Source organism: Streptomyces sp. NBC_01471 (assembly GCF_041438865.1).
GTDB lineage: Bacteria > Actinomycetota > Actinomycetes > Streptomycetales > Streptomycetaceae > Streptomyces.
The window spans coordinates 7,584,014-7,607,519 of the sequence record NZ_CP109450.1 but is presented as its reverse complement, the minus strand read 5'-3'; the positions used below and the strand labels follow the sequence as shown (position 1 = coordinate 7,607,519).

Below are 23,506 nucleotides of genomic sequence, written 5' to 3'. Positions count from 1 at the left end.
CGGCCGGACACGGGCCGCTGCGCCGGACGCCGACGCCCTCCGCCGAACACCGGTGCCGCGGACCGCCCGACGCCCGGGGCGGTCCGCGGCACCGGCGGGTCTCACCAGGCGACGGGCAGTTCGTGGACGCCGTAGACGGCCATGTCGGTACGGAAGGGGATCTCGTCGAGCGGGCGGTCGAGCCGCAGGCCGGGCAGGCGGCGCAGCAGAGCCGGGTAGGCGAGCTGCAGCTCGACGCGGGCGAGGTTCTGGCCGAGGCACTGGTGGGGGCCCGAGCCGAACGCGAGGTGCCTGCGGGCCTGCCGGTCGATGTCGAGCCGCTCGGGCTCCTCGAAGACCTCCGGGTCGCGGTTGGCCACGTCGGTGGCGCAGATGACCGCATCACCGGCCCTGATGAGCTGCCCGCCGACCTCGATGTCCTCGACGGCGACGCGGCGCCGCCCCAGGTGCGTGATGGTCAGATAGCGCAGCAGCTCCTCGACCGCGCCCGCGACCCGCTCGGGGCTGCCGTCGCGGACCGCGGCCAGCTGTTCGGGGTTCTGGAGCAGCGCGCAGGTGCCGAGGGCGATCATGTTGGCCGTGGTCTCGTGCCCGGCGACCAGCAGCAGCCGCGCCTGTTTGGCGCATTCGTCACGGGTGCTGATCCCGGTCAGCAGATAGTCCGCGGCGAGCCGGCTGAGCAGGTCGTCGGCGGGGTGCTTGGCCTTCTTCTCCACCAGGTCGCCCAGGTAGTCGACCAGTTCCTGCGAGGCGTCCAGGGCGTCCTGCGCACTGCTGCGGGTGTCGATGATGACGGCGCTCGCCCGCTGGAAGAACCCGTGGTCCTCGTACGGGACACCGAGGAGCTCGCAGATGACCAGCGAGGGCAGCGGGAGCGCGAAGGACGTGACCAGGTCGGCCGGCGATCCGGCCTTCTCCATCCCGTCCAGCAGCTCGCCGATGATGCGCTCTATGCGCTCCCGCAGGGCCTGCGTCCGTTTGATGGTGAAGTCACCGGTGAACCGCTTGCGCTGCTCGTTGTGTTCCGGTTCGTCCATCGTGATGAAGGTGCGGTTGTGGGCGCGGGTCGCCTCGCTGCCCGGGCTGAAGCTCGGGTAGGAGGGCCGCCGGTTGTCGGCGCTGATCCGCTCGTCGCGCAGCAGCGCCACCTGGTCCGCGTGCCGGGTCACGTACCAGGCCGTGGCGCCGTTCCAGAGCGTGACCCGGGAGATCGGCTCCGAGGTGAGCAGTCCGGACATCTCCGGGGGCGGGTCGAAGGGACATCCGGCGGCGCGACGGGTGGTGTACGCGGGTGGTGCGGTGGGGACCTCGGTCATCGTCGTCCTTCCACAGTGGGGTGTGAGGTGTTCCGGGAGCCGTGCCGCGCGGTCAGGACAGGGTGATGGCGGCGGCCGGGCAGATCTGCGCGGCCTCCTCCACTGCGGCGTGCTGTTCGGCGGGCGGGCTGCTGTTCAGTACGACGACGATCCCGTCCTCGTCCCGCTGGTCGAACACGTCGGGGGCGGCGAGTACGCACTGGCCCGCAGCACAGCACTTGTCGGTGTCCACGGTGATCTGCACGTCGTTCCTCCAGCACTAGGGCGCGTTACTTAACAAAAGTAACTTCTCATCGCGGACGGTAGTACTCCGCTCACCTCCTGGGGAACCCCCAGTGCATGCATAGGGCATCTTTCTGGCCACTTTCCGGGACCCTCCGCCGGAAGGCTCCGGCCACGCCGTCCGCCCCGACCGCTCCGTGCAGGCGGGGAGCCGGAGCGGGCGGGGTACGGGATCATCGTGGAGTGGACCATCCCGAACCCGGCGACTCCGCCGCCCAAGACCTCTACAGATCACTCGCCGACCTCGCCTACACCATGGCCGGCAACCGCGCGCACATGCGGCTGCGCGTCCAGGCGGAAGTCGCTGTCGACCGCGCCTCCCTCGCCCTGCTGCGCACCCTCACGGCGGCGCAGGCCCCCCTGCGGATGGGCGAGATCGCACAGGCCCTGCTGGTGCAGGCGCCTCATGTCACCCGGGAGATCCGCGGGCTGGAGGAGCGCGGACTGGTGCGCACGGTCCGGGAACCGGGCGACCACCGGGCCCGGCGTATCGCGGTCACCCAGGACGGCCGCGAAGTGGTGGAGCGCGCCGAGGAGGCCGGCCGGCGCTGGCTCGACGACGCCCTGCACGGTTTCGCCCCGAACGAGCTGATCACGGCGGCCGCGGTGATCAGCCGTGTCGTCGAGGCCTACCGCAACCCCTGAGCGGAGGCGGGTGCGCGGCTCCGGGCGGCGCGGACGAATGGCCCGATCGCGGGGTCTGCTCCGTCGCGCGGCCCGGGTGCACGCAGTACGCCCCCGGCGTCCGTGACATCGAGGGCGTACGCGCATACGGACCGGTGGCGGGCCCGTGGCAGTGCGGTCAGGCGCTCTGCCAGAGCCGGGTCATCACCCGTACACCGAACCGCAGTCCTTCGAGGGGCACCCGCTCGTCCACTCCGTGGAAGAGCCGCCCGTAGTTCAGGTCGTGCGGGAGCTTGAGCCCCTTGAAGCCGAAGCACCGGATGCCGAGGTGGGTGAAGGCCTTGGCGTCCGTACCACCCGGATTGCAGTACGGCACCGGGTGGCCGTCCGGGTCCTCGGCACGCACCGCGTCGCACATGGCGTCCACGAGCGCGCCGTCGAAGGTGGTCTCCATCGCGAGGTCGTGGTTGACCCACTCCCGGCTGACCGAGGGCAGCAGCAGGGCGTCGATGGTGTCGATCAGTTCCTGCTCGTGACCGGGCAGGAAGCGGCCGTCGACCCGGGCGGTGGCCCGGCCGGGGATGACGTTCGTCTGGTAGCCGGCCTGGAACATGGTGGGGTTGGCGGAGTTGCGGAGCACCACCTGCATGAAGTCCGAAACCGGGCCGAGCCGGGCGAGACTGCCCTCGATGTCGTCCTCGTCGAACTCGACACCGTAGAGCCGGGCGGCCTCGGCGAGCAGGGCCCGCACCGGCTCGATCAGACGGACGGGGAACGTGTGCCGGCCGATCCGGGTGAGCGACTCGGCGAGATCGGTGACGGCGTTCTCGTCGTTGGGTGACGAGCCGTGACCGGCGCGCCCGGTGGCGGTCAGCTCCATCCAGGCCATGCCGCGCTGGGCGTTCTCGATCGGGTAGAGCCTGCGGGTGTCGTCGATGGCGAACGAGAAACCGCCGCCCTCGCCGATCGCCTCGGTGACCCCGTCGAACAGCTCGGGCCGGTGCTCGACGAGCCAGTGGCCGCCGAACTTGCCGCCCGCCTCCTCGTCCGCGAGGAAAGCCAGGACCAGGTCCCTGGAGGGCCGGGTGCCGGTCCGGGCGAAGTGCCGGGCGGTGGCCAGCATGACGGCCACCGTGTCCTTCATGTCGATGGCGCCGCGGCCCCACAGATAGCCGTCGCGGATCTCTCCGGAGAACGGCGGCACCTGCCACTCGGAGGCGTCCGCCGGTACGACGTCGAGGTGGCCGTGGACCATCAGGGCGCCGCGCTCACGGTCCGCGCCCTCGATCCGGGCGATGACGCTGGCCCGTCCCGGTGCGCTCTCGATCAGCTCGGAGTCGATACCGGCCTCGGCCAGCCGGGCCACGACCCAGTTGGCGCAGGCGCGTTCGTTGCTGATGGGGTTGGAGGTGTCGAAGCGGATCAGCTCGGCGCAGAGGTCGACCACCTCGCGCTGTGCCTCTTCGGAAGCGGGGACGGGTCCGGTCGTGGTCGTGTCGGGGTCAGGGGTGTTCATGCCGCTCCCACGGGGGTGTTGTTGTCGGCGACGGGGAGGTCCGGGGCGGTCTCCAGCGTCGATGTGCCGTACGGCTTGATCCAGCCCAGCAGGCCGAGCACCGCGTACAGCACGAACGCGGTGATCAGCGAGTTGAGTGCGGGGATGCCTCCGTCGTAGAACTTGCCGACGCAGAACGCCGCGATCCAGATGACCAGGGACATCGGGACCCAGGTGGGCGAGGTGGCCGGCAGGGTCTGGGCCTCGCGGGTCTCGTCCAGTGGCTTGCGCATCCGCCGGACGATCCAGTACTCGGCCACGATGATCCCGCCGATCGGCGGGATGGCGACGCCCAGCAGGGACAGGAAGTCCGTGAAGTGGGTCATGATGCCGACCGCGGACAGGAGGGTGCCCGCGAGACCCAGCACGATGGTGACCGCGCCGCGGTGCAGGCGCTTGCCGAAGACGACCTGGAAGAAGTTGACGACGCCGAGTGAGGAGCCGTACAGGTTCCAGTCGTTGACCTTGGCGGTGGACATCAGCACGACGACCACACCGACCGCGCCCGAGGTGCTCAGCACGATCTGCGAGACCTGGTTGCTCTTGACGAGGTGGCCGAGCAGAACGCCCGTCATCCCGACGATGTACTCGGAGAGGATCATCGACGAAGCGCTCTGCAGGAAGACGTGCGAGCCCTTCTTGTTGAAGCGGGTCATCTCCGGCGCGACGATCGCACCGGTCATGAAACCGCCCGCGATGGCGGTGGCGGCCACGGCCAGCGATATGTGCTGGGCCGGCGCGGGCGAGTGGACCAGGTCCATGAAGGAGTGCTTGGTCAGGGTGGAGATGACCGACCAGGCGACCAGCGCGAAGAACAGCGGCGTGACGATCTTGGCGAAGACGGCCATGTACTTGAAGCCGAAGATCACCAGTACCGTGACCGCCAGCCCGGCGATCACGCACCACATCCAGGAGGGGCCGCCGACCAGTGAGGAGACGCTGTCCCCGAAGATCGTGTTCTGGACGCCGAACCAGCCCACCAGGCTGACCGCGATGACGAAGCTGACCAGCGCCGAACCGTTGCGGCCGAAGCCGACCCAGCGGGTGAGCAGCGGGGTCGCAAGACCTTCGCGCATTCCGGCCAGGCCGATGGCGAAGATCACGATCTCCAGGGTCACCGCGCCCAGTGTGAAGGCGAGGAACGCCTGGCCGAAAGTCATGCCGACGCCGATGGTCGCGCCGAGCGTGAACTGGGAGATGGACCCCGACTGGGCCAGCCACTGGAGCAGCATGCTCCCGAAGCCGAAACGCTTGTCGCGCGGGACACGGGAGAGCGCGTAGTCGTCGCTGCCGATTCCCTTGGTGGCCGCGTCAGCGGGTGGTGAAGTTGTCATTCATGACTCCCTGGGCTGGCGGCCGAGGGTCTGCAGGTGCGACAGCGACCCATAGCGGTTGACGAGGTTGTCGAACTCCACCGCGTCGTGGAAGTCGAGGTGCCCGCCGGCGTAGACCTTGGCGGTCTCGACGGCGAAGCGGGCGGCGGACGCGATGTCCGTCTCATGGCTCGCGCCCGTCTGGCATCCGGGCACCGCGGCAGCCGACGTGATCGCGAGACCGACGACCGGAGCGGCGGTCGCTGTGGCGGGCTGCAGGATCGAATTGATGTGGTGTGCCCCATTACCGTACGGAGTGATGTCCTGTGTCGTCACGGGGTAAGTGACCAACGGCTCACCCGTCACGACGGCGAGCAGCTCGCCGAGCTGCTCGCTCACCCGCAGCACCCAGCCCTCCTTCACGGTGGGCGACAGGGCGAGGCCCTTGTGGTTGATGATGCGGTTGCCCTTGGTGGTGTCGATGGAGAGCACCGCCTCCATCTCGTCCGTCACCTCGTGGCGGTTCATGGTGGCGATGTCCACCGGCGATCCCATGAACGGCACCGGGTCGTGCGGTTCGGTGGGCGCGTCCGGGCAGATGTGGGTGGCGACGATCACATCACCGGGCAGCACATCGCCCCGGCGGCGCATGTCGAGCAGTTTGGCGGCCGTGGCCAGCGCGGCGGCCGCTCCGTCGGCGTCCGAGACGAGTCCGGTCACCTCGGGCCGGGCGCCCACTCCCCCGAGCCGGCCGACCACACCGAGGGTGCGGGCGGTGCCGCCCGACGAGCGGCCGTGGCTGCCCGGGATACGGATCTGTACGAAGTCGGTGGATCCGCGCTCACCGGACACCGAGGTGATCCCGGCCCCCGACCCCTCCGGGCCCGCCACCGCGTCGAGGTACTCGACGACGCGCTTGCCGTCGGCCGCGGGATCGTCCAGCAGATCCACGATGTCCAGGACGTACTTCAACATGAGGGGCCTTTCTCGCTGCGTCAGCACCCGCTGAGTTCCGGGGGTGCTGACAGCAGATTCGGGATCCGATAGCGTTGAGCGCAACTGTTTCCCTCTATTTGCAATTCGGGTCTGGATGGTGAGATGACGATGGCCGAGATCGACCTGGACCGTCGCAAACCCGCGGGCGCGCTGCAGACCGTCGACCGGGCGCTGCTCGTCCTGCTGGCCTTCGAGCGGACCCGGCCCGACTGGGGGGTCACCGAGGTGGCCGCCGAATTCGGCTGGGACACCTCCGTCGCCCAGCGTCTGCTGTCGACACTGGCGGGCCGCGGCTTCCTGGTCTCCGACCCTGCGACCAGGCGCTACCGCATCGGCCCCGCCGTACTGCGGTTGAGCCGGCAGTGGGAGCGTTCGGGCTCACTCGAACTGCTGGCGGGACCGGTGCTGGAGGAGCTGTGCCGCACCACCGGCGACACCGTGCTGTTCTGCCTGCCGGACAGCTTCCACATGCGCTGCGTGGCGGCGGAGGAGGGCGATTCGGGGCCGCTGCGGTACTACCCGCTCGTCGGCGAGCTGTATCCGGCGCACGCGGGCGCCACCAGCAAGTCGTACTACGCGTTCCTGCCGGACGATCAGCGCCACCGGCTCTTCCGCGCCCGGCCGATGGCCCGCTTCACCGATCGCACGGTCACCGACGCCGATCTGCTGGAGCAGGAATTCCTGCGCATCCGCGCGCAGGGGTACGCGTGGACGGTCGGCGAGTACGACAACGGCATCGCCACGGTCGCGGTCCCGGTGTTCCTCGGCCGGGAGCCGTACGGCAGCCTCAGCCTGGGCGGCGCCGAGGAGCGCTTCCCGGACGGTCCCGAGGCCCGGCTCGACAGCCTCAGACAGGCCGCCCAGCTGCTGGAGAAGCGGCTCACCACCCCGCCCCAGCGCACCCGGCGCCCACGCGCCTGACCCCGCCGCGGCCCGCCGGGCCTGGCCCCTCAGAACCGAACCTCCCCCGGAACACTGCCCCTCCACTGAAAGAGCGCCACCGTGAATCTCCTTCTGCTGTCCAACTCCACCCAGTACGGGCGCGGTTACCTGGAACACGCCCTGGACACCGTCACCGGCTTCCTGCCGCAGGGTGCCAGGCTCGCCTTCGTCCCCTACGCCCTGGCCGACCACGACACGTACACCGCACGGGTGCGCGGAGCGCTGGAACCGGCCGGGATCTCCGTGCACGGCGTCCACGAGAACAACGACCCGCTGGCCGAACTGGCCGCCGCGGACGCCGTGTTCATCGGCGGCGGGAACTCCTTCCGGCTGCTGAGCGCCCTGTACCGCACGGGTCTGCGCGAGGCCGTGCGCGACGCCGTCCGCGGCGGGCTCCCCTACATGGGCGCCAGCGCGGGCACCAACATGGCCGCGCCCACGCTCCGCACCTCGAACGACATGCCCATCGTGCAGCCGCCGTCCTTCGACACGCTCGGCCTCGTGCCGTTCCAGATCAACCCGCACTACCTCGACCCGGACCCGGGCAGCACGCACAAGGGCGAGACGCGCGCGGAGCGTCTGACGGAGTTCCTGGAGGAGAACGACGTGCCCGTACTCGGGCTGCGCGAGGGCAGCTGGCTGCGGGTGGACGGAGCGGTGGCGACGCTCGCCGGGGAGCGCCCGGGCGTGCTGTTCACCCGGGGCGCGCCCGCCCGCGAACTGCCGGTGGACTCCGATGTCTCCGCACTGCTCGGCACCGAGCCGGCATTCGACTCCCCCGCAGCGTGAGCACGCCCACCGCATGAACACGGTCGCCGGCCGGCGCGGCCGCCGATGAGGGGCCGGACTCCGTGTCCGGCCCCTCACCATGATTTGGCTCCCCCCAGGGCACCGTCTACAGTCCTGTAGATACATTCAGACCGTGGATGCCGCACGTCTCCCGCGGAGCGGGCAGCCCCGACCGAGCTGAGAGTTCCCCGCCTGATGACTGCTGTCTCCCCGGTGCCGCTGGCCTTCAACGGCTCACACATCGACGGTTCGCTGTTCACCACCGTCACGGACTTCGCACGTGACACCCGCTGGCTGAACGCGCCGCTGGAGTCATGGACCAACATCGGCCTCGGCGTGTTCGCGGTCCTCATGATCGTCGGATGGTGGCAGGCGCGGCGCCGCGACAGCGCGTCGATGGCTCTCGCTCTGGCCGTGCCGGTGAGTGTCGTGGTCGCCTTCGGCGCGGCCGAGGTGGTCAAGAAGCTCGTGTCGGAGGTGAGGCCCTGCCGCTCGATGTCCCACGCGTTCATCGTCGAGACCTGCCCGGCCCCGTCCGACTTCGCCTTCCCCAGCGGCCACACCACGACGGCCGCCGCGACCGTCGCGGCCCTCTACCTGCTGAACCGGAAGCTGTGCGCCGTCGCCGCGCTCTTCGCGCTCTTCGAGGGCTTCACCCGTGTCTACGTCGGCGCGCACTACCCCCACGACGTCCTCGGCTCGGCAGTCCTCGCCCTGCCCATCGCGTTCCTGACCAGCCTGGCCCTGCGCCGTCTGGCCACACCCCTCGTCGAGCGACTGCGCACCGGGGTCCTGGCCCCCGTCCTGACCGCAGGACCGGCCGGAGCCCACGCGGCCGGCTGACACCGGCCCGGCGCCCCGTCCGCCGCCGCGCGCGCCCTCAGCCCCAGAACGCCTGGGCCAGGGAGGCTCCCACGAAGGCCGCGCCCAGCCCCGCCACCACACTCGCCGTGACATTGACGGCGGCGAAGAAGCGGGCTCCGTCCTGCGCCAGGCGAAGGGTCTCGTACGAGAACGTCGAGTACGTCGACAGCGCCCCGCAGAACCCCGTCCCGACCAGCAGCTGTACCTGGGACGACGCGGCCCCGGCGGCGACCGCGCCGGTGACCAGCCCCAGGACCAGGCAGGCGGAGACGTTGACGGCGAAGGTCCCCCAGGGAAAGACGGTGTCGTGCGACGCCTGGATCCTGCGGTCGGCGAGATAGCGCAGCGGGGCGCCGACCGCGGCCCCCACGATCATGAGCAGCCAGTTCAACGTTCCTCCTCGCAGCCGGTGAGGTCGGCGCTCTCGCGGGTTTCCGGAGTGGCGGGCCGGGCCATGAGCACCTCCGAGCGCCTCCGTACGCAGAAGCGCCGGGTCAGGGACGCCGTGGTCCGGACGGCCGCCAGTGCCGAGAGCAGCGTGAGCGCCAGATAGGCGAGCGCGGTGCGGGCGTGTCCGCCGTTGACCAGCCCCTGGATGTCCACGGCGTACGTGGAGAAGGTGGTGAAGCCGCCCAGAACCCCGGTGCCGAAGAAGGGGCGTACGAGCGGGTGGACCGACCGGGCCTCGGTGATCACCACCATGAACACCCCGATGACCGCGCAGCCCGCGGTGTTGACCACGAACGTCGTCCAGGGGAAGGCACCACCGGCCGTCGGCCACAGCAGCGCGGCGCCGTACCGTGCGGACGCCCCGGCCATGCCGCCGAGCGAGACCGCCACGAGAACCGGCCACTGGGCAGCGGACCGCACAGTGGCGGGTCCAGGCTGCGCGGGGAGGGAAAGGCCGGCATCGGGGCCGGAGCTGACGGGGTCGTCCACCATCGGGACGGGAGCCTCTGCCACGTGGTTCTCCTACTCGGCGGTCACGGCGCGCAACGGGGCGCGCACCATCGCAAGTAGGGACCGTTGGCGGCTCGGTCGCCGCAGTTCGGGTACGGCGGGCCCCACCGCCGCGCGAGAGGCCACCGGCCCCTCACCGCTTCGGATCATACCGTGCGGCCCGGTGCCCGCTCCAGGGCGGCGGTCCCGTTCCGGCGGCTCCTGTGGTGCGGAACAGCGCGTCGGCTGACAGCCTCGGACATCACGCCCCCCCGACCGCTCCGGGGCCGCGAGCACTCGCCGGGAGAGTGCGATGACCACGACGACAGGGAGGAGATCCGGTGGGCACGATCACCGACTGGCTGTCCGGGCTGTCGGGCGCCGCCGTCTACGCCGTCGTCGGCGGACTGGTCTTCTGTGAGGACGCGCTGTTCTTCGGCTTCGTCATCCCGGGCGAGAGCGCGGCCGTGATCGGGGGCGTACTGGCCGCACAGCACCAGGTGTCCGTCTACTGGCTGGCCGTCGTCGTGGTGGCAGCGGCCATCGCCGGGGACTCCGTCGGCTACGAGATCGGCCGCAGATTCGGCCCGCGGCTGCTGGCCGCGCGGTCGCTGCGCCGCCACCGCGGCAGCATCGAGTCCGCCCGGGACCTGATCCGCCGCAGGGGGCCGGTGGCCGTGTTCCTCGGCCGCTTCGTGGCGTTCTTCCGTGCGGTCATGCCGGCGCTCGCCGGTGCCTCGGGCATGCCCTACCGCACCTTCCTCCTGTTCAACGCGCTGGGCGGCCTCGTCTGGGGCGTCGGCTTCACCCTCATCGGTTACGCCGCCGGCAACGCGTACAGCAGCATCGAGCACTTCGTCGGCCGGGGCGCCGCCCTGGTGTTCGTGGGGCTGGTCGTCATCGTGCTGGTGGTCAGATACGTCCGGCGGCGCCGCAGGGGCGGCGAGGAGAGTGAGGACGGCGGCAGCGACGGCACGTCCGAGGAGCCGGGGGCCGGCGCCACCGACAGCACCGATGGCTCGGACCACGGCGAGTGAGCATCCGGGACGGGCGGACTAGGACTCCGGAGGCACGCGCAGCGCGAGGACCGCGATGTCGTCGAAATGACCGTCCGTGAGCCGCACCAGCAGTTCGTCGCAGAAGGTCTGAAGAGGCTCGCCCGCAAGGCTCGCCGTATGCTGGCGCAGCCTGGTGAGCCCCCTGCCGATGTCCTCACCGGGGCGTTCGATGAGCCCGTCCGTGTACAGCAGCAGGGTGGATCCCGGTTGCAGTACGGTCAGCGCGTCCTCCCGCTCGATGGCCGGATCCACTCCGAGGACCGGGGCAAGGCCCTCCTCCAGCAGTCTGCTGCCCTCGGCGGGGCTGGTCAGCACCGGGGGCGGGTGCCCGGCGTTCGTCCAGTGCACGAACCACGGCCCGGTCGGGGGCGTGTAGACGCGTGCGATGACACCGGTGACCAGTTCGGTGGTGCTCAGGCCCTGCATGACACCGTCGAGGCGGCGCATCACACCGGCGGGTGAGTCCCCGCTGTCGTACGCCAGCGACCGCAGCATGTTGCGCAGCTGCCCCATCCCGACGGCGGCGGCGAGATCGTGTCCGACGACGTCGCCGATGGCCAGCACGGTGGAGCCGTCGCAGAGCCTGAACGCGTCGAACCAGTCACCGCCGACTTCGGCCCCCTCCCGGGCGGGGACATACCGTGCCGCGAGTTCCAGGTGCTCGATCCCCGACAGGTCGGGCAGGAGCGAGCGCTGCAACTGCTCAGCCGTACGCAGCTGGATCGCGTACAGCCGGGCGTTCTCGACGGCGAGCCCGGCCCGGTGCCCCAGGTCGGCCGCGAGGGAGATCTCCTCCTCGCCGAACGGCTCGGTGGACTCGGTGCGGACCAGGCTGAGCGCGCCGAACACCTCTCTGCGCACCTGGAGCGGCACGATCAGCACCGTCCTGGTACCGAGGGCACGGTAGAGCTCCAGCTGCGCGGACTGGAGGGAGCCGGCCGCCGCGTGCGCTCCGAAGCCGGTCACCGTGACCGGTCCTGCGCCGCGCAGCACCCGGGCCAGCGGTGCGGCGAACTCGTCGGACCAGGGCAGGCTCTCCGGCGCCGGTGGCAGCTCACGTGCGGGGTCGCGGTGCACGGCGGTCAGCCGGCGCACCCCGCTGTCCACGACCAGATCCACCACGCACCCGTCCGCCACCTGCGGAACGATCAGCCGGGCCAGCCGGTTGAGCGCCTCGTCCGCGTCGAGAACACTCGACAGGGCGGTACTGGCATCGGCGAGCAGCCGCAGACGGGCGGTCGCCCGCTCCAGATCCTGTCTGACCGCCGCGAGCCGGTCCTCCGCGTCGTCTGTGACCACACCGCCAGTCTGCACGAGACGCACTCCGCCACCACCTGGGACGACGCGGGACAAGGGCCCGCGCACGGCCGGAGGGGGCGGAGCAGGGCGTTCACCCGCGCCCCTGCCAGGAGGCCACCGAGTTGATCGTCGGGTTGGAGTTCGCGTCCCACTGATTGAGGATGCCGTCCCAGTCGTGCATCGCCCCGGTGGTGAAATCGGGGAGCGGGGACTGCTGGTCCCACGGGTTCTGCTGATCCCACGGGTTCTGCTGGTCCCACGGGTTCTGCTGGTCCCACGGGTTCTGCTGGTGGGCCGGCTGGTGCTGGGCAGGGTGGTACCACTGCTGGGACGGCGCGGCGGCAGCCGCCTCGGCACCGGAGCGCCGGTGACGCCCGGAGCGGTCGGCGGGAGGCGGGGCGTACGTGAGACGGCCCTGGGACTCCAGGTAGCGCGCCCTGGTGACGAGGTGGGCCAGGTCGAGACCTAGCTCGTTCGCCAGTACGGAGAGATCGACCCCGGTGCTCCAGGCGCCGACGAGAACGGCGTCCACAGCAGGCGATGACGCGGGTTCCTGGCCCAGTTCCTCGGGAACGGGGGCGATGCCGGGCGCCTGCGCGGGGCGCGGCCCCGGGATGGTGGCGCGGAACGACTGGGCACCGTCCGGTTCGGGCTGCGCCTGACCGGTGTCCACACTGTCGGCGTGGAGTGTTTCGGGCTGCTCGGGCGTGTGCTCCGCCAGGAGCGCCTGCGCCACCGCCCGGGCGTCGTCCTTGCCCACTGTGCGCCGGGCGAGGCGTACTTCACGCTCGGGGAGCCCGAGCAGTCCCGCGACGGTGCCGTCGCTCCCCAGCGTCACCGCGAACGCGGCGAGCGTCCGGGTACGCACCGCGTGCCCTTCGTCCAGCGCTCCCTGAGCACGGCGCACCTCTTCGTCATTGGCGCAGAACGCCTGTGCCAGCACGGCATGGCGCTCCCACAGCTCCCTTGGATCCATGCCCGTATCAACGCCGTATCGCCCGTTTTGAAGCGACTTCCCAGTTAATTGAACCGTAAAAGGTGAAATCAAATCTTATCGTTTCGCACTACACGGAGTTACCCCGACTGGCGCCGGTCGTTACCCCCGTCATGAACGCACGCGCGCCCGCTACCACCACGGCCAGAGGCTCAGCGGTCTTCATCCCGCCTCCCGCGCAGGCCCAGCGGGTACCCACACCACAGCCAATGGCACCTCAAGGCCCTCCTCCGTCACCGGGGAGGCATTCAAGCGCTTACGCATTCGGCCGAATGGAGGTCCGGACGCCGCTGTACTCGGAGCTGGCCGCCCAGTGGGCGGCGCGCGGCGCCACCGTGCCGGGCGCCCCCGACCCCGAATGGCAGCGCCTGACCTCCTACGAAGCCCTTCTCGACGAAGTCGAGTCCGTCCTCAGGGACCTGCGCCCGCACCGGGCCCCGGAGACGCGGCTGCTGTCCGGCCGGGCAGCACCTGGCATCTGACCGGCGACCGGACAGCGACCGGCAGCGCCGTTCCGGGCCCTCCTCGCAGAGGGCCCGGAACAGGGTCACGCGGTGCCGGTCACGGCGTACCGATCGCGGCCGGGGCCGCTCAGAGGCGGTCGAGGATCTTCCGCATCCTGTCGACTTCGGCGCGCTGGTTCTTCACCACGGTGACGGCGAGTTTCCTGGCCGCGGCGTTACGGCCGTTCTTCTGCTCGTCCTCGGCCATGGTGATCGCACCCTTGTGGTGGCCGATCATCATCTCGGTGAACCTCTTGTCGAAGGCCTTGCCCCTGGCGGCCTCAAGTCCGGTCATGTCCTTGCCGGTCATCATTCCGGGCATGGACGAGCCGCCGCCGTGGGCCATGCCCGGCATGCTGTGGTCCATGGACGGGGAAGCGGGCTTGCCCCACGCCGTCAGCCAGCCCCGCATGGTGTTGATCTCAGGGCCCTGGGCCTTCTCGATGTCCACGGCCAGGGTCTTGACCTCCTGGTCCGAGGCCCGGCCGTCGGCCAGTTTCGCCATGGACACGGCCTGCTGGTGGTGCGGGATCATCATCTGCGCGAACGTCACGTCCGCTGCGTCGAACTTCCCCGACGCAGAAGCGGAGGGGCTGCTTCCGTGGTGTGCGCCGGGCTCGGCCGCGTGCTCGTCGCCGGAGCCGCAGGCGGCGAGCCCCAAGGAGAGAGCGGCGAAGAGGCCCACGGCCACGGCCGTCCGCCGGCGGGCGGAGGGGTGCAGGAGAGCGGGCGAGTACGGGAGATCAGACATGGCAGGGTCTTTCCGGATGGGCGCGCCCGGGGCGCGCGGGTGAGCGGGGACCATTGCCGGATCCCTGGCCGTATCGGCCGGGTCCGGCGCGGCCCTGTCACGCCCGCGCGACACACACCTGCAGCAGCAGACTTCGCCCGCTTCTCGGCGGCCCTCTTCGCCCGGTCCGGCCCGGGAGCAGCGGCCGGCCGACCGACGACCGGGCGGCCACGAGCGCGAGGACGGCCAGGCCACCGCTGAGGCCGGCCGGCCCGAGCAGGGTGCGATCACGGGCGGGGGTCGACACACAGACCGCCCCGCGCGTCCCCGGCTCGGTCCCGGCCCGGACCGCGGGCCCGGGGTGAACGGCGATCGGGTGGACGCCTGCGGGCGCCATCGCGGAACCGCCGTGGTCGCCGTGATCGCCGTGGTCACCATGCATCGCGGCGCCCATGGAGAGGGAGCCGTGACAACCGCCGGCCGCCGAAGCCGGAGCGCCGTGCATGAGGAACAGGCCGAACAGCACCGCGCACACCGCGGCCAGCCGGGCCGTGGCCCGTCCGCGTGCGACTCCGGCGCTCACCCGACTCCCCCGTTCTGCGCATTCCGGCGTTCCGGCCTCTGCTCGTTCCGGGCGGTCACGACCGCCCGGCCCGACCATACCCCGGCCTGGTATCCGGAGCGCGGCCGGGCTCCGCCACGTACGGGTGGCCGGCCATCCCCTCCGGCCCGGCGGCCGGTCCGCCGACGCGCCCGTATCGACACTGGTAACCGACATCGATGCAGCCTTTGCACCGAGGGCCCGTACTGAGGTTCACTGCCCGTCTCGGACCGCACAGGGGGCATCACGTGAGCAGCCACGATCACAACCATCCGGGCACGGGTGACCACGGACACAGCCACGGCGTGGCCCAGAACGCCGACCGCCGCTGGCTGGGCGCGGCCCTCGCCCTGATCCTCGCCTTCATGGCCGGGGAAGTCGCCGTCGGGGTGGCCTCACATTCGCTGGCCCTGCTCTCCGACGCGGCCCATATGCTCACCGACGCCGCGTCCATCGTCCTGGCCCTGGTCGCGATGCGGCTGGCCGCGCGCCCCGCCCGGGGCGGCTACACCTTCGGCCTCAAGCGCGCCGAGATCCTCTCCGCCCAGGCCAACGGCATCACCCTGCTCGTACTCGCCGCCTGGCTGGCCTACGAAGCCGTGCGGCGTCTGATCGACCCTCCCCCGGTCGCCGGCGGACCGGTCCTGGTCACGGCTCTCGTCGGCGTCGCCGTCAACCTCCTGGCCGCCTGGTGCATCTCCAGGGCCAACCGCACCAGCCTCAACGTCGAGGGCGCCTACCAGCACATCCTCACCGACCTGTACGGCTTCATCGCCACCGCCGTCGCCGGTGTGGCCGTGCTGACCACCGGTTTCGCCAGGGCCGACGCCGTCGCCACCCTGGTCGTGGTGGCGCTCATGCTCCGCGCCGGTACCGGCCTCTGCCGGGCCTCGGGCCGCATCTTCCTCGAAGCCGCCCCCGCGGGCACCGACCCCGACGCGCTGGGCGACCAGCTCGCCGCCCAGGAAGGCGTCGTGGAGGTCCACGATCTGCACGTCTGGCAGATCGGCTCCGAGCAGACCGCCCTGTCGGCGCATGTGCTGGTCACCCCCGCCGGTGACTGCCATGCCGTACGCCGCGGCCTCGAACGCCTCCTGGCGGACCAGTGGGGCATCACCCACACCACACTCCAGGTCGACCACGCCCACACGGCCGCAGCCCGACAGGACGTCACCATCGGCTCCGCCCCGCCGCCCGCCGCCGGGGCCGCCGCACACTGCGAGGACGCCCACGGCCCCACCCATCACGCGGGCCCGCACGACCACTGAGCCCCGGAGGCGACGTTCTGGGCTGCCGTCCGGTCCAGCAGGAGGGGCCGACGGGCGAGGGAATACCCCCCTTGGGTATGGTGTTCCTGTCTTCGAAGGACAGGGGAGACCCTGTTCCGCCCGACAGCCCCACCCACGGCAACCCTAAGGAAGAAGCAATGACCTCCCAGGCAGAGCCCCGTTCCAGCGCCGCGACCGACACGGCGGGCGGCCCCGTCACCACCGCGTACCGGGTGTCGGGCATGACCTGCGGCCACTGCGAAGGCGCGGTGTCCGAGGAGATCTCGGCGATCGACGGTGTCACCTCCGTCAAGGCCGTGGCCTCCACCGGCGAGGTCACGGTCACCTCCGCCGCGGCACTGGACGACGAGGCCGTCCGGGCCGCCGTCGACGAGGCGGGCTACGAGCTCGCCGGCCGTCTCTGACGTTCCCTCCCGCCCGGGGCTCCTCCGCCCCGGGTCGCGGATTCCCACCGGTCCGTACCGCCCCGCTCATACGGAAGCCGTGCGTACCGGCCTCCCCCAGGAGACACGCCATGACCAGTACGGCCTACGAGGAATCGGTGGCTCCGGCCGCCGCCGAAGTCGAGCTCTCCATCGGCGGGATGACCTGCGCGTCGTGTGCGGCTCGCGTCGAGAAGAAACTCAACCGGCTGGACGGGGTCACCGCCACGGTCAACTTCGCCACGGAGAAGGCGAAGGTCGCCTACGGCGAGGGCACGGACGTCGCCGACCTCATCGCCACCGTCGAGCGAACGGGCTACACCGCCGAGGAGCCCGCGCCGCCGGCCACCCGGGAGTCCGTGGAACCCGGGCCCCCTGCCGCCGGCGGTGAACCGGTCGCGCTCAGGCAGCGGCTGCTGGTGTCCCTGACGCTCTCCGTGCCCGTCGTCCTGATGGCGATGGTGCCGGTCCTGCAGTTCGACAACTGGCAGTGGCTCTCCCTCACGCTTGCCGCCCCCGTGGTGGTCTGGGGCGCGCTGCCGTTCCACCGGGCCGCCTGGACCAACGCCCGGCACGGCGCGGCCACCATGGACACCCTCGTGTCCATCGGCACCCTCGCCGCGTTCGGCTGGTCCCTGTGGGCCCTGTTCTTCGGCCGGGCGGGGATGACCGGCATGCGGCACGGGTTCGAGTTCACCGTGTCGCGCGCGGACGGATCGTCCTCCATCTATCTGGAGGCCGCTGCCGGGGTGACCACGTTCATCCTCGCCGGGCGCTATCTGGAGGCGAAGTCCAAGCGGAAGGCCGGCGCCGCACTGCGCGCGCTGCTGGAGCTGGGCGCCAAGGACGTGACCGTGCTCCGGGACGGCCGCGAGTCGCGTATCCCCGTCTCGGGGCTCGCCGTCGGTGACCGCTTCGTCGTACGCCCCGGAGAGAAGATCGCAGGCGACGGAACCGTGGTCGAAGGGGCGTCGGCCATCGACGCGTCGACGCTGACCGGTGAGTCGGTGCCGGTCGATGTGACCGTGGGCGACGCCGTCACCGGGGCCACTGTGAACGTCTCGGGACGGCTGGTCGTCGAGACCACCCGGATCGGGGCGGACACCCAGCTGTCCCGGATGGCACGGCTGGTGGAGGAGGCCCAGAACGGCAAGGCGGAGGTGCAGCGCCTCGCCGACCGGATCTCCGGCGTCTTCGTACCGGTCGTCCTCGTCATCGCGCTGGGCACGCTGCTGAGCTGGCTGACGGCGACCGGGGACGCGACAGCCGCGTTCACCGCCGCCGTCGCCGTGCTGATCATCGCCTGCCCGTGCGCCCTGGGCCTGGCCACACCGACCGCGCTCATGGTCGGTACGGGACGCGGCGCGCAGCTCGGCATCCTGATCAAGGGCCCCGAGGTACTGGAGTCCACCCGCCGGGTCGACACCGTGGTGCTCGACAAGACCGGGACGGTCACGACCGGGAGGATGACCCTCCAGGACGTCTTCACCGCGCCGGGCGTCGGGGAGAGGGAACTGCTGCGGCTGGCCGGCTCCCTGGAGCACGCATCGGAGCACCCGATCGCCCAGGCCGTCGCGGCGGGCGCGGAAGAACAGGCCGGGCCTCTCCCCGTCCCCGAGGAGTTCGAGAACGTCGCCGGGCTCGGTGTACAGGGCATCGTCGACGGTCACGCGGTGGTCGTCGGCCGGGAGGAACTGCTGGCCGAGTGGGCCATCGAACTGCCGCCCGGGCTGGCGGACGCAAAGGCCGCAGCGGAGGCGGAGGGCCGTACGGCGGTCGTCGTGGCCTGGAACGGCGAGGCACGGGGCGTCCTCACCGTCGCCGACGCCATCAAGGAGACCAGCGCCGAGGCGGTCGCCCAGCTGCGTGCGCTCGGCCTCACCCCCGTACTGCTGACCGGCGACAACAGGGCGGTGGCCGAGTCGGTGGGCCGGGCCGTCGGCATCGACGAGATCATCGCCGAGGTACTGCCGCAGGACAAGGTGGACGTCATCAAGCGCCTTCAGGGCGAAGGCCGTTCGGTGGCGATGGTCGGCGACGGCGTGAACGACGCGGCCGCTCTGGCCACGGCCGACCTGGGCCTGGCGATGGGCACCGGGACGGACGCGGCCATCGAGGCCGGGGACCTGACGCTGGTACGGGGCGACCTGCGCGTGGCGGCGGACGCGATCCGGCTCTCCCGCAGGACCCTCGGCACCATCAGGGGAAACCTGTTCTGGGCCTTCGGCTACAACGTGGCGGCGCTGCCACTGGCCGCCGCGGGGCTGCTGAACCCGATGATCGCCGGAGCCGCGATGGCCTTCTCGTCGGTCTTCGTGGTCACCAACAGCCTCCGGCTGCGCTCCTTCACGTAGCCCCGGCCGCCCGGCCGGAACCCGGTGCTCTCCCGCTCTCGCGTCCCCGGCACCGGGGACGCGGGAGCGCCGGGGCTCTGCCGCCGGGCGGTACCGGAGTAGTACTCGGCGAGCGTGCAGAAGTACTCAACACCCTTGCCCCGCATGGATACTGGCCTTCCAGCCGCTGGAGGGCCAAGGACGCGGCAGCCGTCATGGATGTGGTGCGACACGCCCTCCCTCCCGTTCCGCTCAGCCGGGGGGCCGCTCACCACGCAGCCGTGCGATGTAGCGGTCGGCCGAGCGGCGGACCGCCGCGGCGCCGTCACCGATCACGACGCGTCCCCACCAGCCGCCGTAGACGCGGTCGAAGGTGAAGCGCTCGACCCTGCGGGCGATGTCGTCCACGGTGTGTTCGTCGAGGGGGATGAGGTTGGGGAAGCTCCACATGAAGCTGACCCAGCGCCGGTCCTGGACGACGGCGACGGTGTCGCCGGTCAGCAGCGCGCCTCTGCCTGCGGAGCCCGCGGGCCAGTGCAGAACCGAGGCACCGTCGAAGTGACCGCCGATCCGTGCCAGGGTGACCCCGGGGACCGGCTCGATGTCATCGTCGAACAACTCGATCCGGGGCGAGGGCCGTTGGATCCACCGCTGGTCCGCGCGCGGGATCAGCACACGGGCGTCGAAAGCCTCGGCGAACTCGATGTTGGCTCCGTAGAAGTGCGGGTGCGACATGCAGATGGCGTCGATCCCGCCCAGGTCGGCGATCTGCTGTCGCGCGTCGTCGTCGAGCAGGGGGACGCAGTCCCACAGCACGTTGCCGTGCGGCGTACGGACCAGGAGCGCGCGCTGACCGATCGCGACCGACGGCCTCACACCGATGCCGACAAGGTCCGCCTCCTCGACCCGCAGCTCGTTGGTGTGGTCGCGGCCCAGTTCGCCCATCGTGCTCCAGCGCTGGCCCTCCGGGCCGACGTACTGGCGCTCGTCCTCGCAGACAGGACACCGCGCCGGTGACTGTTCCGTGTCGGGGTACTGCACGCCGCAGGTCACACAGATCCAGGCAGGCATACGTCCGGGTCTCCTCTCCTTCGGCCCCCGTGGGCTTCGGCCCGTCAGTGCCCATGGTCCTCTGTCGCGCCGTCACCTTTCCACCCGTCCGCATGGCCCTTGTCCCGCCCTTCGCGCTCGGCGGGCCCCGGGCCCGGTCGCGCGGGCGGCCGCCACTCGATGAGGAGGATGGTGGCGTCGTCGCGGAGTGTGTCGCTCTGGCGCTCCAGAATGGAGTGGATCAGCTGCCGGAGCGCTTCGGAGGCAAGCTCTCCCGCCGAGGTGGCACGGATGATGGAGCCGGTGAACCCGCTCAGCCCGAACTCGGCGCCGTCCGCGATGCGGGCTTCGGTCACACCGTCGGTGTAGAGCAGCACCCGGTCGCCCGGCTCCAGCGTGATCCGGTGGATCTCCCGTGGAGTGCCCGCCAGCTTGGCAGGCATCCCCAGCGGAGGCTCTCCCGGGTGTTCCAACGCCTGGTCGAGTACCTGCTGGTCACGGATCAGCAGGGGCGGCGGGTGGCCGCAGTTGACCCAGCTCAGGACACCACTGGGCAGGTCCAGCCTGATGGCGATCCCGGTGCAGAACTGATCCGGCAGCCATTCGGCGAGTACGTCGTCGACGGTGTCGACACACTCCTGCAGACCAGCGTCGTTGCGGCGGGAGCTCCTGAAGCCGGCCATGGCGATGGCGGTCGTCAGTCCGGACGCGAGGTTGTGTCCCATGGCGTCGAGGATCACGGCATGCAGCGTCGACTCGGTCAGCGAGTGGTCGAAGGCGTCCCCACCGAGCTCGTAGGCGGGTTCGAGTACCGCTGTGGAGACGGCCCATTCGTTGCCGATGGTGCGCGGGGGCAGCAGGGCACGCACCATTTCGGCCGGGAGGGTCATCGTGCCGCTGCGCGCCCGCTGCACGAGCCGGTCGCTGAAGGCCCGCTTGGACGTGATGACCATCGCCAGGATCGAGGCCAGAGCTCGGCAGCGCTCCAGCAACGTGGTGTCCAGGGAGTCCATGTGCACACCGATGACCCCCAGCCGCTCCACTCCGTCGACGAGGGGAAGCCAGATGACCAGCACACCGTCGGCGGTCGCTTCCACGCGCAGATCGAGCGCACGGTAGGAACGGCCCGCCAGGGACCGGTCCACGTCCAGCTGCTCTCCGCCGGAGAGGGGCGTCAGCTGTCGCTGCTGAAGGTCGACCAGGTGGATGACGACCTTTCGCGCCCCGAGTCTCACGGCGTAGCTGTCGACCAGGGACGGCAGCCCGGTCGGCGCAGTGCTGTGCACGGCGGCCAGGAATTCCTGCAGCAGCCGTTCCTCCTGGCTCACTTCGGGGCTCGTCATCCCTGACGTCCGCGCGGCCGTCTGCGTGCCGCGTCCCCCGGCACTGCCGGAGGCCGGCAGCAGGCGGTGCCCGGAGCTGGGAGAGCGGGTGCGCGGGACATGGTGGTTCTCCACGGAAGGCGGGGCCAGGAGTCAGTACCGACGGTCCGGCACCGAGCAGGCACGGGGCATGCCGGCCTCCAGCCAAGTACCCGTATGGTCACCGGCGCCATCCGGCTGGACCATACGGCGGACAGCTCTGCCCGCGCTCTGCTTCGGAACACCTTCCGCGACTCCGGCCCGGCCGCGGCGGCGGTTCAGCCCCGTCCCGCCGGACTCGGATGGATCAGGGGCCCGTGGTGGCGGGCTTCAGGGCGCGCAACTGCTGGTCGAGCTCGCTGCGGTAGAAGTCCATGAACCCGTCCGGGTCCGGTCCGGCGTTCTGTGTCACCAGCCGGTCGAAGCCCGCGTCCACGAACGGCTGCGCGACCTCCAGGAACCGCGCGGGGTCGGTGCCGCAGGCGAACGTGGACAGGATGTCCTCTTCGCGCACGGTGGAGGTCGCGGCCTCGAAGTTCGCCGGATTGGGCAGTTCGCTCATCACCTTCCACCCGGTCACCGCCCACCGCGAGGTCTCCTGGGCGGCCTGAGCCCCGGCGCGCGCGTCGGGGGCCCAGGCCATGGGCACCTCGGCGTATCTCGGGCCGTCACCGCCCGCACGGCGGTACGCCTCCACCGTCTCGGCCCCGGGCTCGGTGGCGAAGAGCCCGTCCCCCAGTTCGGCGGCGATCCGGGCCGCTACGGGGCCACCCGCGGCCACCGCGATCTCCGGGAGTTCCGGCGGAAGGTCGAAGACGCGGGCGTCGTCCAGTTTCAGGTACCGGCCGTCGTAAGACCGGTAACCGCCGCTCCACAGCAGCCTGATGATCTCCAGTGCCTCCCGAAGCCGTGCGTGCCGCTCCGGCACGGAGTTGGGGAATCCCTCGCCGGTCACGTGCTCGTTGAGCCGCTCCCCCGAGCCGACGCCGAGCGTGAAACGGCCGTCGGACAGCAGGGCGAGGGTCGCTGCGGCCTGCGCGATCACCGCGGGGTGGTAGCGGACCGTGGGGCAGGTCACCCCGGTTGCCAGGCCGATGCGCCCGGTCTTGGCGGCGATGGTCCCGAGGACCGTCCAGGCGAACGGTGAGTGCCCCTGGACATCCAGCCAGGGATGGTAGTGGTCGCTCATCTCCACGAAGTCGAAGCCGGCCTGCTCCGCGAGCACGGCCTGTCGTACCAGTTCCCTGGGGCCGAAGGACTCGGCGGCGAGTTTGTAGCCGATCTGCACGGTTCACTCCTCGTTCGGGTCGTACTCTCCGTCGTTCTCTCGTGCGGCGCGCTCGCGTTCGAGGCGTTCGCGTTGCGGTACGACGGTGTGGCGGGGGTCCTCGGCCGAGGCGATTCCCGCCGCGAAGACCCCGAAGCGGGTGCAGGCCGAGCCGGCGAGCAGGGCCAGCCCGCCGAGAGCCGCGGCGGGCCGTGCGACGCGCCCCAGGGACGGGGCGGTGACGGCGCTCACCGCGCCGCCCACGGTGAGCGCGCGGGCGGCGCGCAGCAGGGTGCCCGCGCGCCCTTGCCGCCAGGTCTCGGCGACACTGCCGAGCCGTCGCTCGGCGGCGGCGCTCGCAGCGAGATCTGCGGCAGCGGCGAGCACGGCGGCGCACCGGGCCGGTCCCGTCTCCCGGGCCGGTCCGGTGACGAGGGCCATCCCGGACGCTGCGGCGGTCGCGGAGGCGGCGAAGAGATAGGGCAGCTCGCGGTACGCGCCGTGCCACGCGGGAACGGCGGTGTCGGCCGCGAGAACAGCGGTGTACGTGGCGACGGCGGGGCCGGTGAGCGCGGCGCCGAGCGTCGCGGCGGCGCCCGCACGGCGGAAGGTGCCGCTGACGGCGGTGGCTGCGGCGACTCCGGCGGCCGGTCCGTAGATGCCGAGCAGCCAGGAGCCGACGCTCATCGGCGAGGTCGGCTTGAACACCCGCAGCATGTGGGTGAACCGCGAGGGGCGCCCGAGGTCGTTGACCAGCGCGGCGGCGGACAGGCCGATGGCGCCGAGTGAGGAAACCTTGAGGGCGGTCGCGGTCACGGGGCGCCCTGTGAAGTGGGCGCCCGCCGCCAGGACCGAGCCGGCCCCCGCGAGCCCACCGAGGAAGAAGTAGCCGGCGATGTCGCGGGGCGCCCAGGACGGCGCCTTGATGATGGGTCTGCCGTAGTAGGACCGGAACTCGGCGCGCGGCACCATGAGTTCC

Annotated in this window: 24 protein-coding genes; 9 read left to right on the top strand and 15 right to left on the bottom strand. The window is 71.3% G+C overall.

Translation table 11 applies throughout. The features are described from left to right. Window positions 1-101 precede the first annotated feature (101 nt). The gene (locus OG285_RS34420) at window positions 102-1,316 is read right to left on the bottom strand and encodes a cytochrome P450 (RefSeq protein ID WP_371793278.1); all 1,215 of its coding nucleotides are present in this window, start codon (window positions 1,314-1,316) and stop codon (window positions 102-104) included. Between the two features lie 52 nt (window positions 1,317-1,368). Beyond that, complete coding sequence (locus OG285_RS34415; RefSeq protein ID WP_356831941.1) at window positions 1,369-1,560, bottom strand: ferredoxin; 192 nt, start codon at window positions 1,558-1,560, stop codon at window positions 1,369-1,371. Between the two features lie 221 nt (window positions 1,561-1,781). On the opposite strand from OG285_RS34415, the gene OG285_RS34410 reads away from it, so the two are divergent. Then, on the top strand, window positions 1,782-2,243 hold the full coding sequence (locus tag OG285_RS34410; RefSeq protein ID WP_356831939.1) for a MarR family transcriptional regulator: 462 nt from the start codon (window positions 1,782-1,784) through the stop codon (window positions 2,241-2,243). 157 nt (window positions 2,244-2,400) lie between these two features. Here OG285_RS34410 and OG285_RS34405 read toward each other — a convergent pair whose 3' ends face one another. From OG285_RS34405 to OG285_RS34395, 3 genes are read right to left on the bottom strand one after another with little or no spacing between them, the layout of a single operon-like run. Beyond that, window positions 2,401-3,738: a M20/M25/M40 family metallo-hydrolase gene (locus OG285_RS34405; protein ID WP_371793277.1), complete on the bottom strand. Its 1,338-nt coding sequence runs from the start codon at window positions 3,736-3,738 to the stop codon at window positions 2,401-2,403. Continuing rightward, a complete protein-coding gene (locus OG285_RS34400) occupies window positions 3,735-5,111 on the bottom strand; it encodes a cytosine permease (protein WP_371793276.1) in 1,377 nt (458 codons plus the stop codon). The genes OG285_RS34405 and OG285_RS34400 overlap by 4 nt, the downstream gene beginning before the upstream one ends. Next, window positions 5,112-6,065 (bottom strand): DUF1177 domain-containing protein, encoded by a 954-nt coding sequence (locus OG285_RS34395; protein WP_371793275.1) that lies wholly within the window; start codon window positions 6,063-6,065, stop codon window positions 5,112-5,114. Between the two features lie 129 nt (window positions 6,066-6,194). On the opposite strand from OG285_RS34395, the gene OG285_RS34390 reads away from it, so the two are divergent. From OG285_RS34390 to OG285_RS34380, 3 genes are all read left to right on the top strand, one after another. Next, window positions 6,195-7,007, top strand: a complete 813-nt coding sequence (locus OG285_RS34390; protein WP_356832131.1) for an IclR family transcriptional regulator — start codon at window positions 6,195-6,197, stop codon at window positions 7,005-7,007. A gap of 81 nt (window positions 7,008-7,088) precedes the next feature. Continuing rightward, complete coding sequence (pepE, locus tag OG285_RS34385) at window positions 7,089-7,817, top strand: dipeptidase PepE (RefSeq protein WP_371793274.1); 729 nt, start codon at window positions 7,089-7,091, stop codon at window positions 7,815-7,817. Window positions 7,818-8,012: 195 nt separating this feature from the next. Then, the gene (locus OG285_RS34380; RefSeq protein WP_356831929.1) at window positions 8,013-8,660 is read left to right on the top strand and encodes a phosphatase PAP2 family protein; all 648 of its coding nucleotides are present in this window, start codon (window positions 8,013-8,015) and stop codon (window positions 8,658-8,660) included. Between the two features lie 37 nt (window positions 8,661-8,697). Here OG285_RS34380 and crcB read toward each other — a convergent pair whose 3' ends face one another. After that, the gene (gene crcB / locus OG285_RS34375) at window positions 8,698-9,072 is read right to left on the bottom strand and encodes a fluoride efflux transporter CrcB (protein WP_371793273.1); all 375 of its coding nucleotides are present in this window, start codon (window positions 9,070-9,072) and stop codon (window positions 8,698-8,700) included. Next, entirely contained in the window at window positions 9,069-9,623 is a 555-nt protein-coding gene (locus OG285_RS34370) for a CrcB family protein (RefSeq protein ID WP_356832129.1), read from the bottom strand. The genes crcB and OG285_RS34370 overlap by 4 nt, the downstream gene beginning before the upstream one ends. 338 nt (window positions 9,624-9,961) lie before the next feature. Between OG285_RS34370 and OG285_RS34365 the strand changes: the two genes are divergently transcribed. After that, window positions 9,962-10,657: a DedA family protein gene (locus tag OG285_RS34365; protein WP_356831925.1), complete on the top strand. Its 696-nt coding sequence runs from the start codon at window positions 9,962-9,964 to the stop codon at window positions 10,655-10,657. Between the two features lie 18 nt (window positions 10,658-10,675). Here the strand turns inward: OG285_RS34365 and OG285_RS34360 are convergent, their stop codons facing one another. Then, a complete protein-coding gene (locus tag OG285_RS34360) occupies window positions 10,676-11,977 on the bottom strand; it encodes a PP2C family protein-serine/threonine phosphatase (RefSeq protein WP_371793272.1) in 1,302 nt (433 codons plus the stop codon). 91 nt (window positions 11,978-12,068) lie between these two features. Next, window positions 12,069-12,953 carry a hypothetical protein gene (locus tag OG285_RS34355; RefSeq protein ID WP_371793271.1) on the bottom strand — a complete coding sequence of 295 codons (885 nt, stop codon included), beginning with the start codon at window positions 12,951-12,953 and terminating at the stop codon, window positions 12,069-12,071. A 290-nt stretch (window positions 12,954-13,243) separates the two neighbouring features. On the opposite strand from OG285_RS34355, the gene OG285_RS34350 reads away from it, so the two are divergent. Further along, window positions 13,244-13,453 carry a hypothetical protein gene (locus OG285_RS34350; RefSeq protein WP_356831919.1) on the top strand — a complete coding sequence of 70 codons (210 nt, stop codon included), beginning with the start codon at window positions 13,244-13,246 and terminating at the stop codon, window positions 13,451-13,453. 109 nt (window positions 13,454-13,562) lie between these two features. On the opposite strand, the gene OG285_RS34345 is transcribed toward OG285_RS34350, so the two are convergent. Together OG285_RS34345 and OG285_RS34340 are read right to left on the bottom strand one after the other, a co-directional pair. Then, entirely contained in the window at window positions 13,563-14,225 is a 663-nt protein-coding gene (locus OG285_RS34345) for a DUF305 domain-containing protein (protein ID WP_371793270.1), read from the bottom strand. A gap of 97 nt (window positions 14,226-14,322) precedes the next feature. After that, a complete protein-coding gene (locus OG285_RS34340; protein ID WP_371793269.1) occupies window positions 14,323-14,787 on the bottom strand; it encodes a hypothetical protein in 465 nt (154 codons plus the stop codon). Between the two features lie 197 nt (window positions 14,788-14,984). Here OG285_RS34340 and OG285_RS34335 point away from each other — a divergent pair, with 197 nt between their 5' ends. The 3 genes from OG285_RS34335 (at window position 14,985) to OG285_RS34325 (ending at window position 18,870) form a co-directional block, all read left to right on the top strand. Continuing rightward, a complete protein-coding gene (locus tag OG285_RS34335) occupies window positions 14,985-16,073 on the top strand; it encodes a cation diffusion facilitator family transporter (RefSeq protein WP_371793268.1) in 1,089 nt (362 codons plus the stop codon). Between the two features lie 158 nt (window positions 16,074-16,231). Beyond that, window positions 16,232-16,498 (top strand): heavy-metal-associated domain-containing protein, encoded by a 267-nt coding sequence (locus OG285_RS34330; RefSeq protein ID WP_371793267.1) that lies wholly within the window; start codon window positions 16,232-16,234, stop codon window positions 16,496-16,498. A 110-nt stretch (window positions 16,499-16,608) separates the two neighbouring features. Further along, window positions 16,609-18,870, top strand: a complete 2,262-nt coding sequence (locus tag OG285_RS34325; protein ID WP_371793266.1) for a heavy metal translocating P-type ATPase — start codon at window positions 16,609-16,611, stop codon at window positions 18,868-18,870. 231 nt (window positions 18,871-19,101) lie between these two features. Here the strand turns inward: OG285_RS34325 and OG285_RS34320 are convergent, their stop codons facing one another. The 4 genes from OG285_RS34320 to nrfD form a co-directional block, all read right to left on the bottom strand. Further along, window positions 19,102-19,920 carry an MBL fold metallo-hydrolase gene (locus OG285_RS34320; RefSeq protein WP_371793265.1) on the bottom strand — a complete coding sequence of 273 codons (819 nt, stop codon included), beginning with the start codon at window positions 19,918-19,920 and terminating at the stop codon, window positions 19,102-19,104. A gap of 44 nt (window positions 19,921-19,964) precedes the next feature. Next, window positions 19,965-21,242 (bottom strand): PP2C family protein-serine/threonine phosphatase, encoded by a 1,278-nt coding sequence (locus tag OG285_RS34315; RefSeq protein ID WP_371793264.1) that lies wholly within the window; start codon window positions 21,240-21,242, stop codon window positions 19,965-19,967. A 325-nt stretch (window positions 21,243-21,567) separates the two neighbouring features. Then, entirely contained in the window at window positions 21,568-22,548 is a 981-nt protein-coding gene (locus OG285_RS34310) for a TIGR03557 family F420-dependent LLM class oxidoreductase (protein ID WP_371793263.1), read from the bottom strand. A gap of 3 nt (window positions 22,549-22,551) precedes the next feature. Beyond that, window positions 22,552-23,499, bottom strand: coding sequence for an NrfD/PsrC family molybdoenzyme membrane anchor subunit (gene nrfD, locus OG285_RS34305; RefSeq protein WP_371793676.1), 948 nt, complete (start codon window positions 23,497-23,499; stop codon window positions 22,552-22,554). Window positions 23,500-23,506 lie beyond the last annotated feature (7 nt).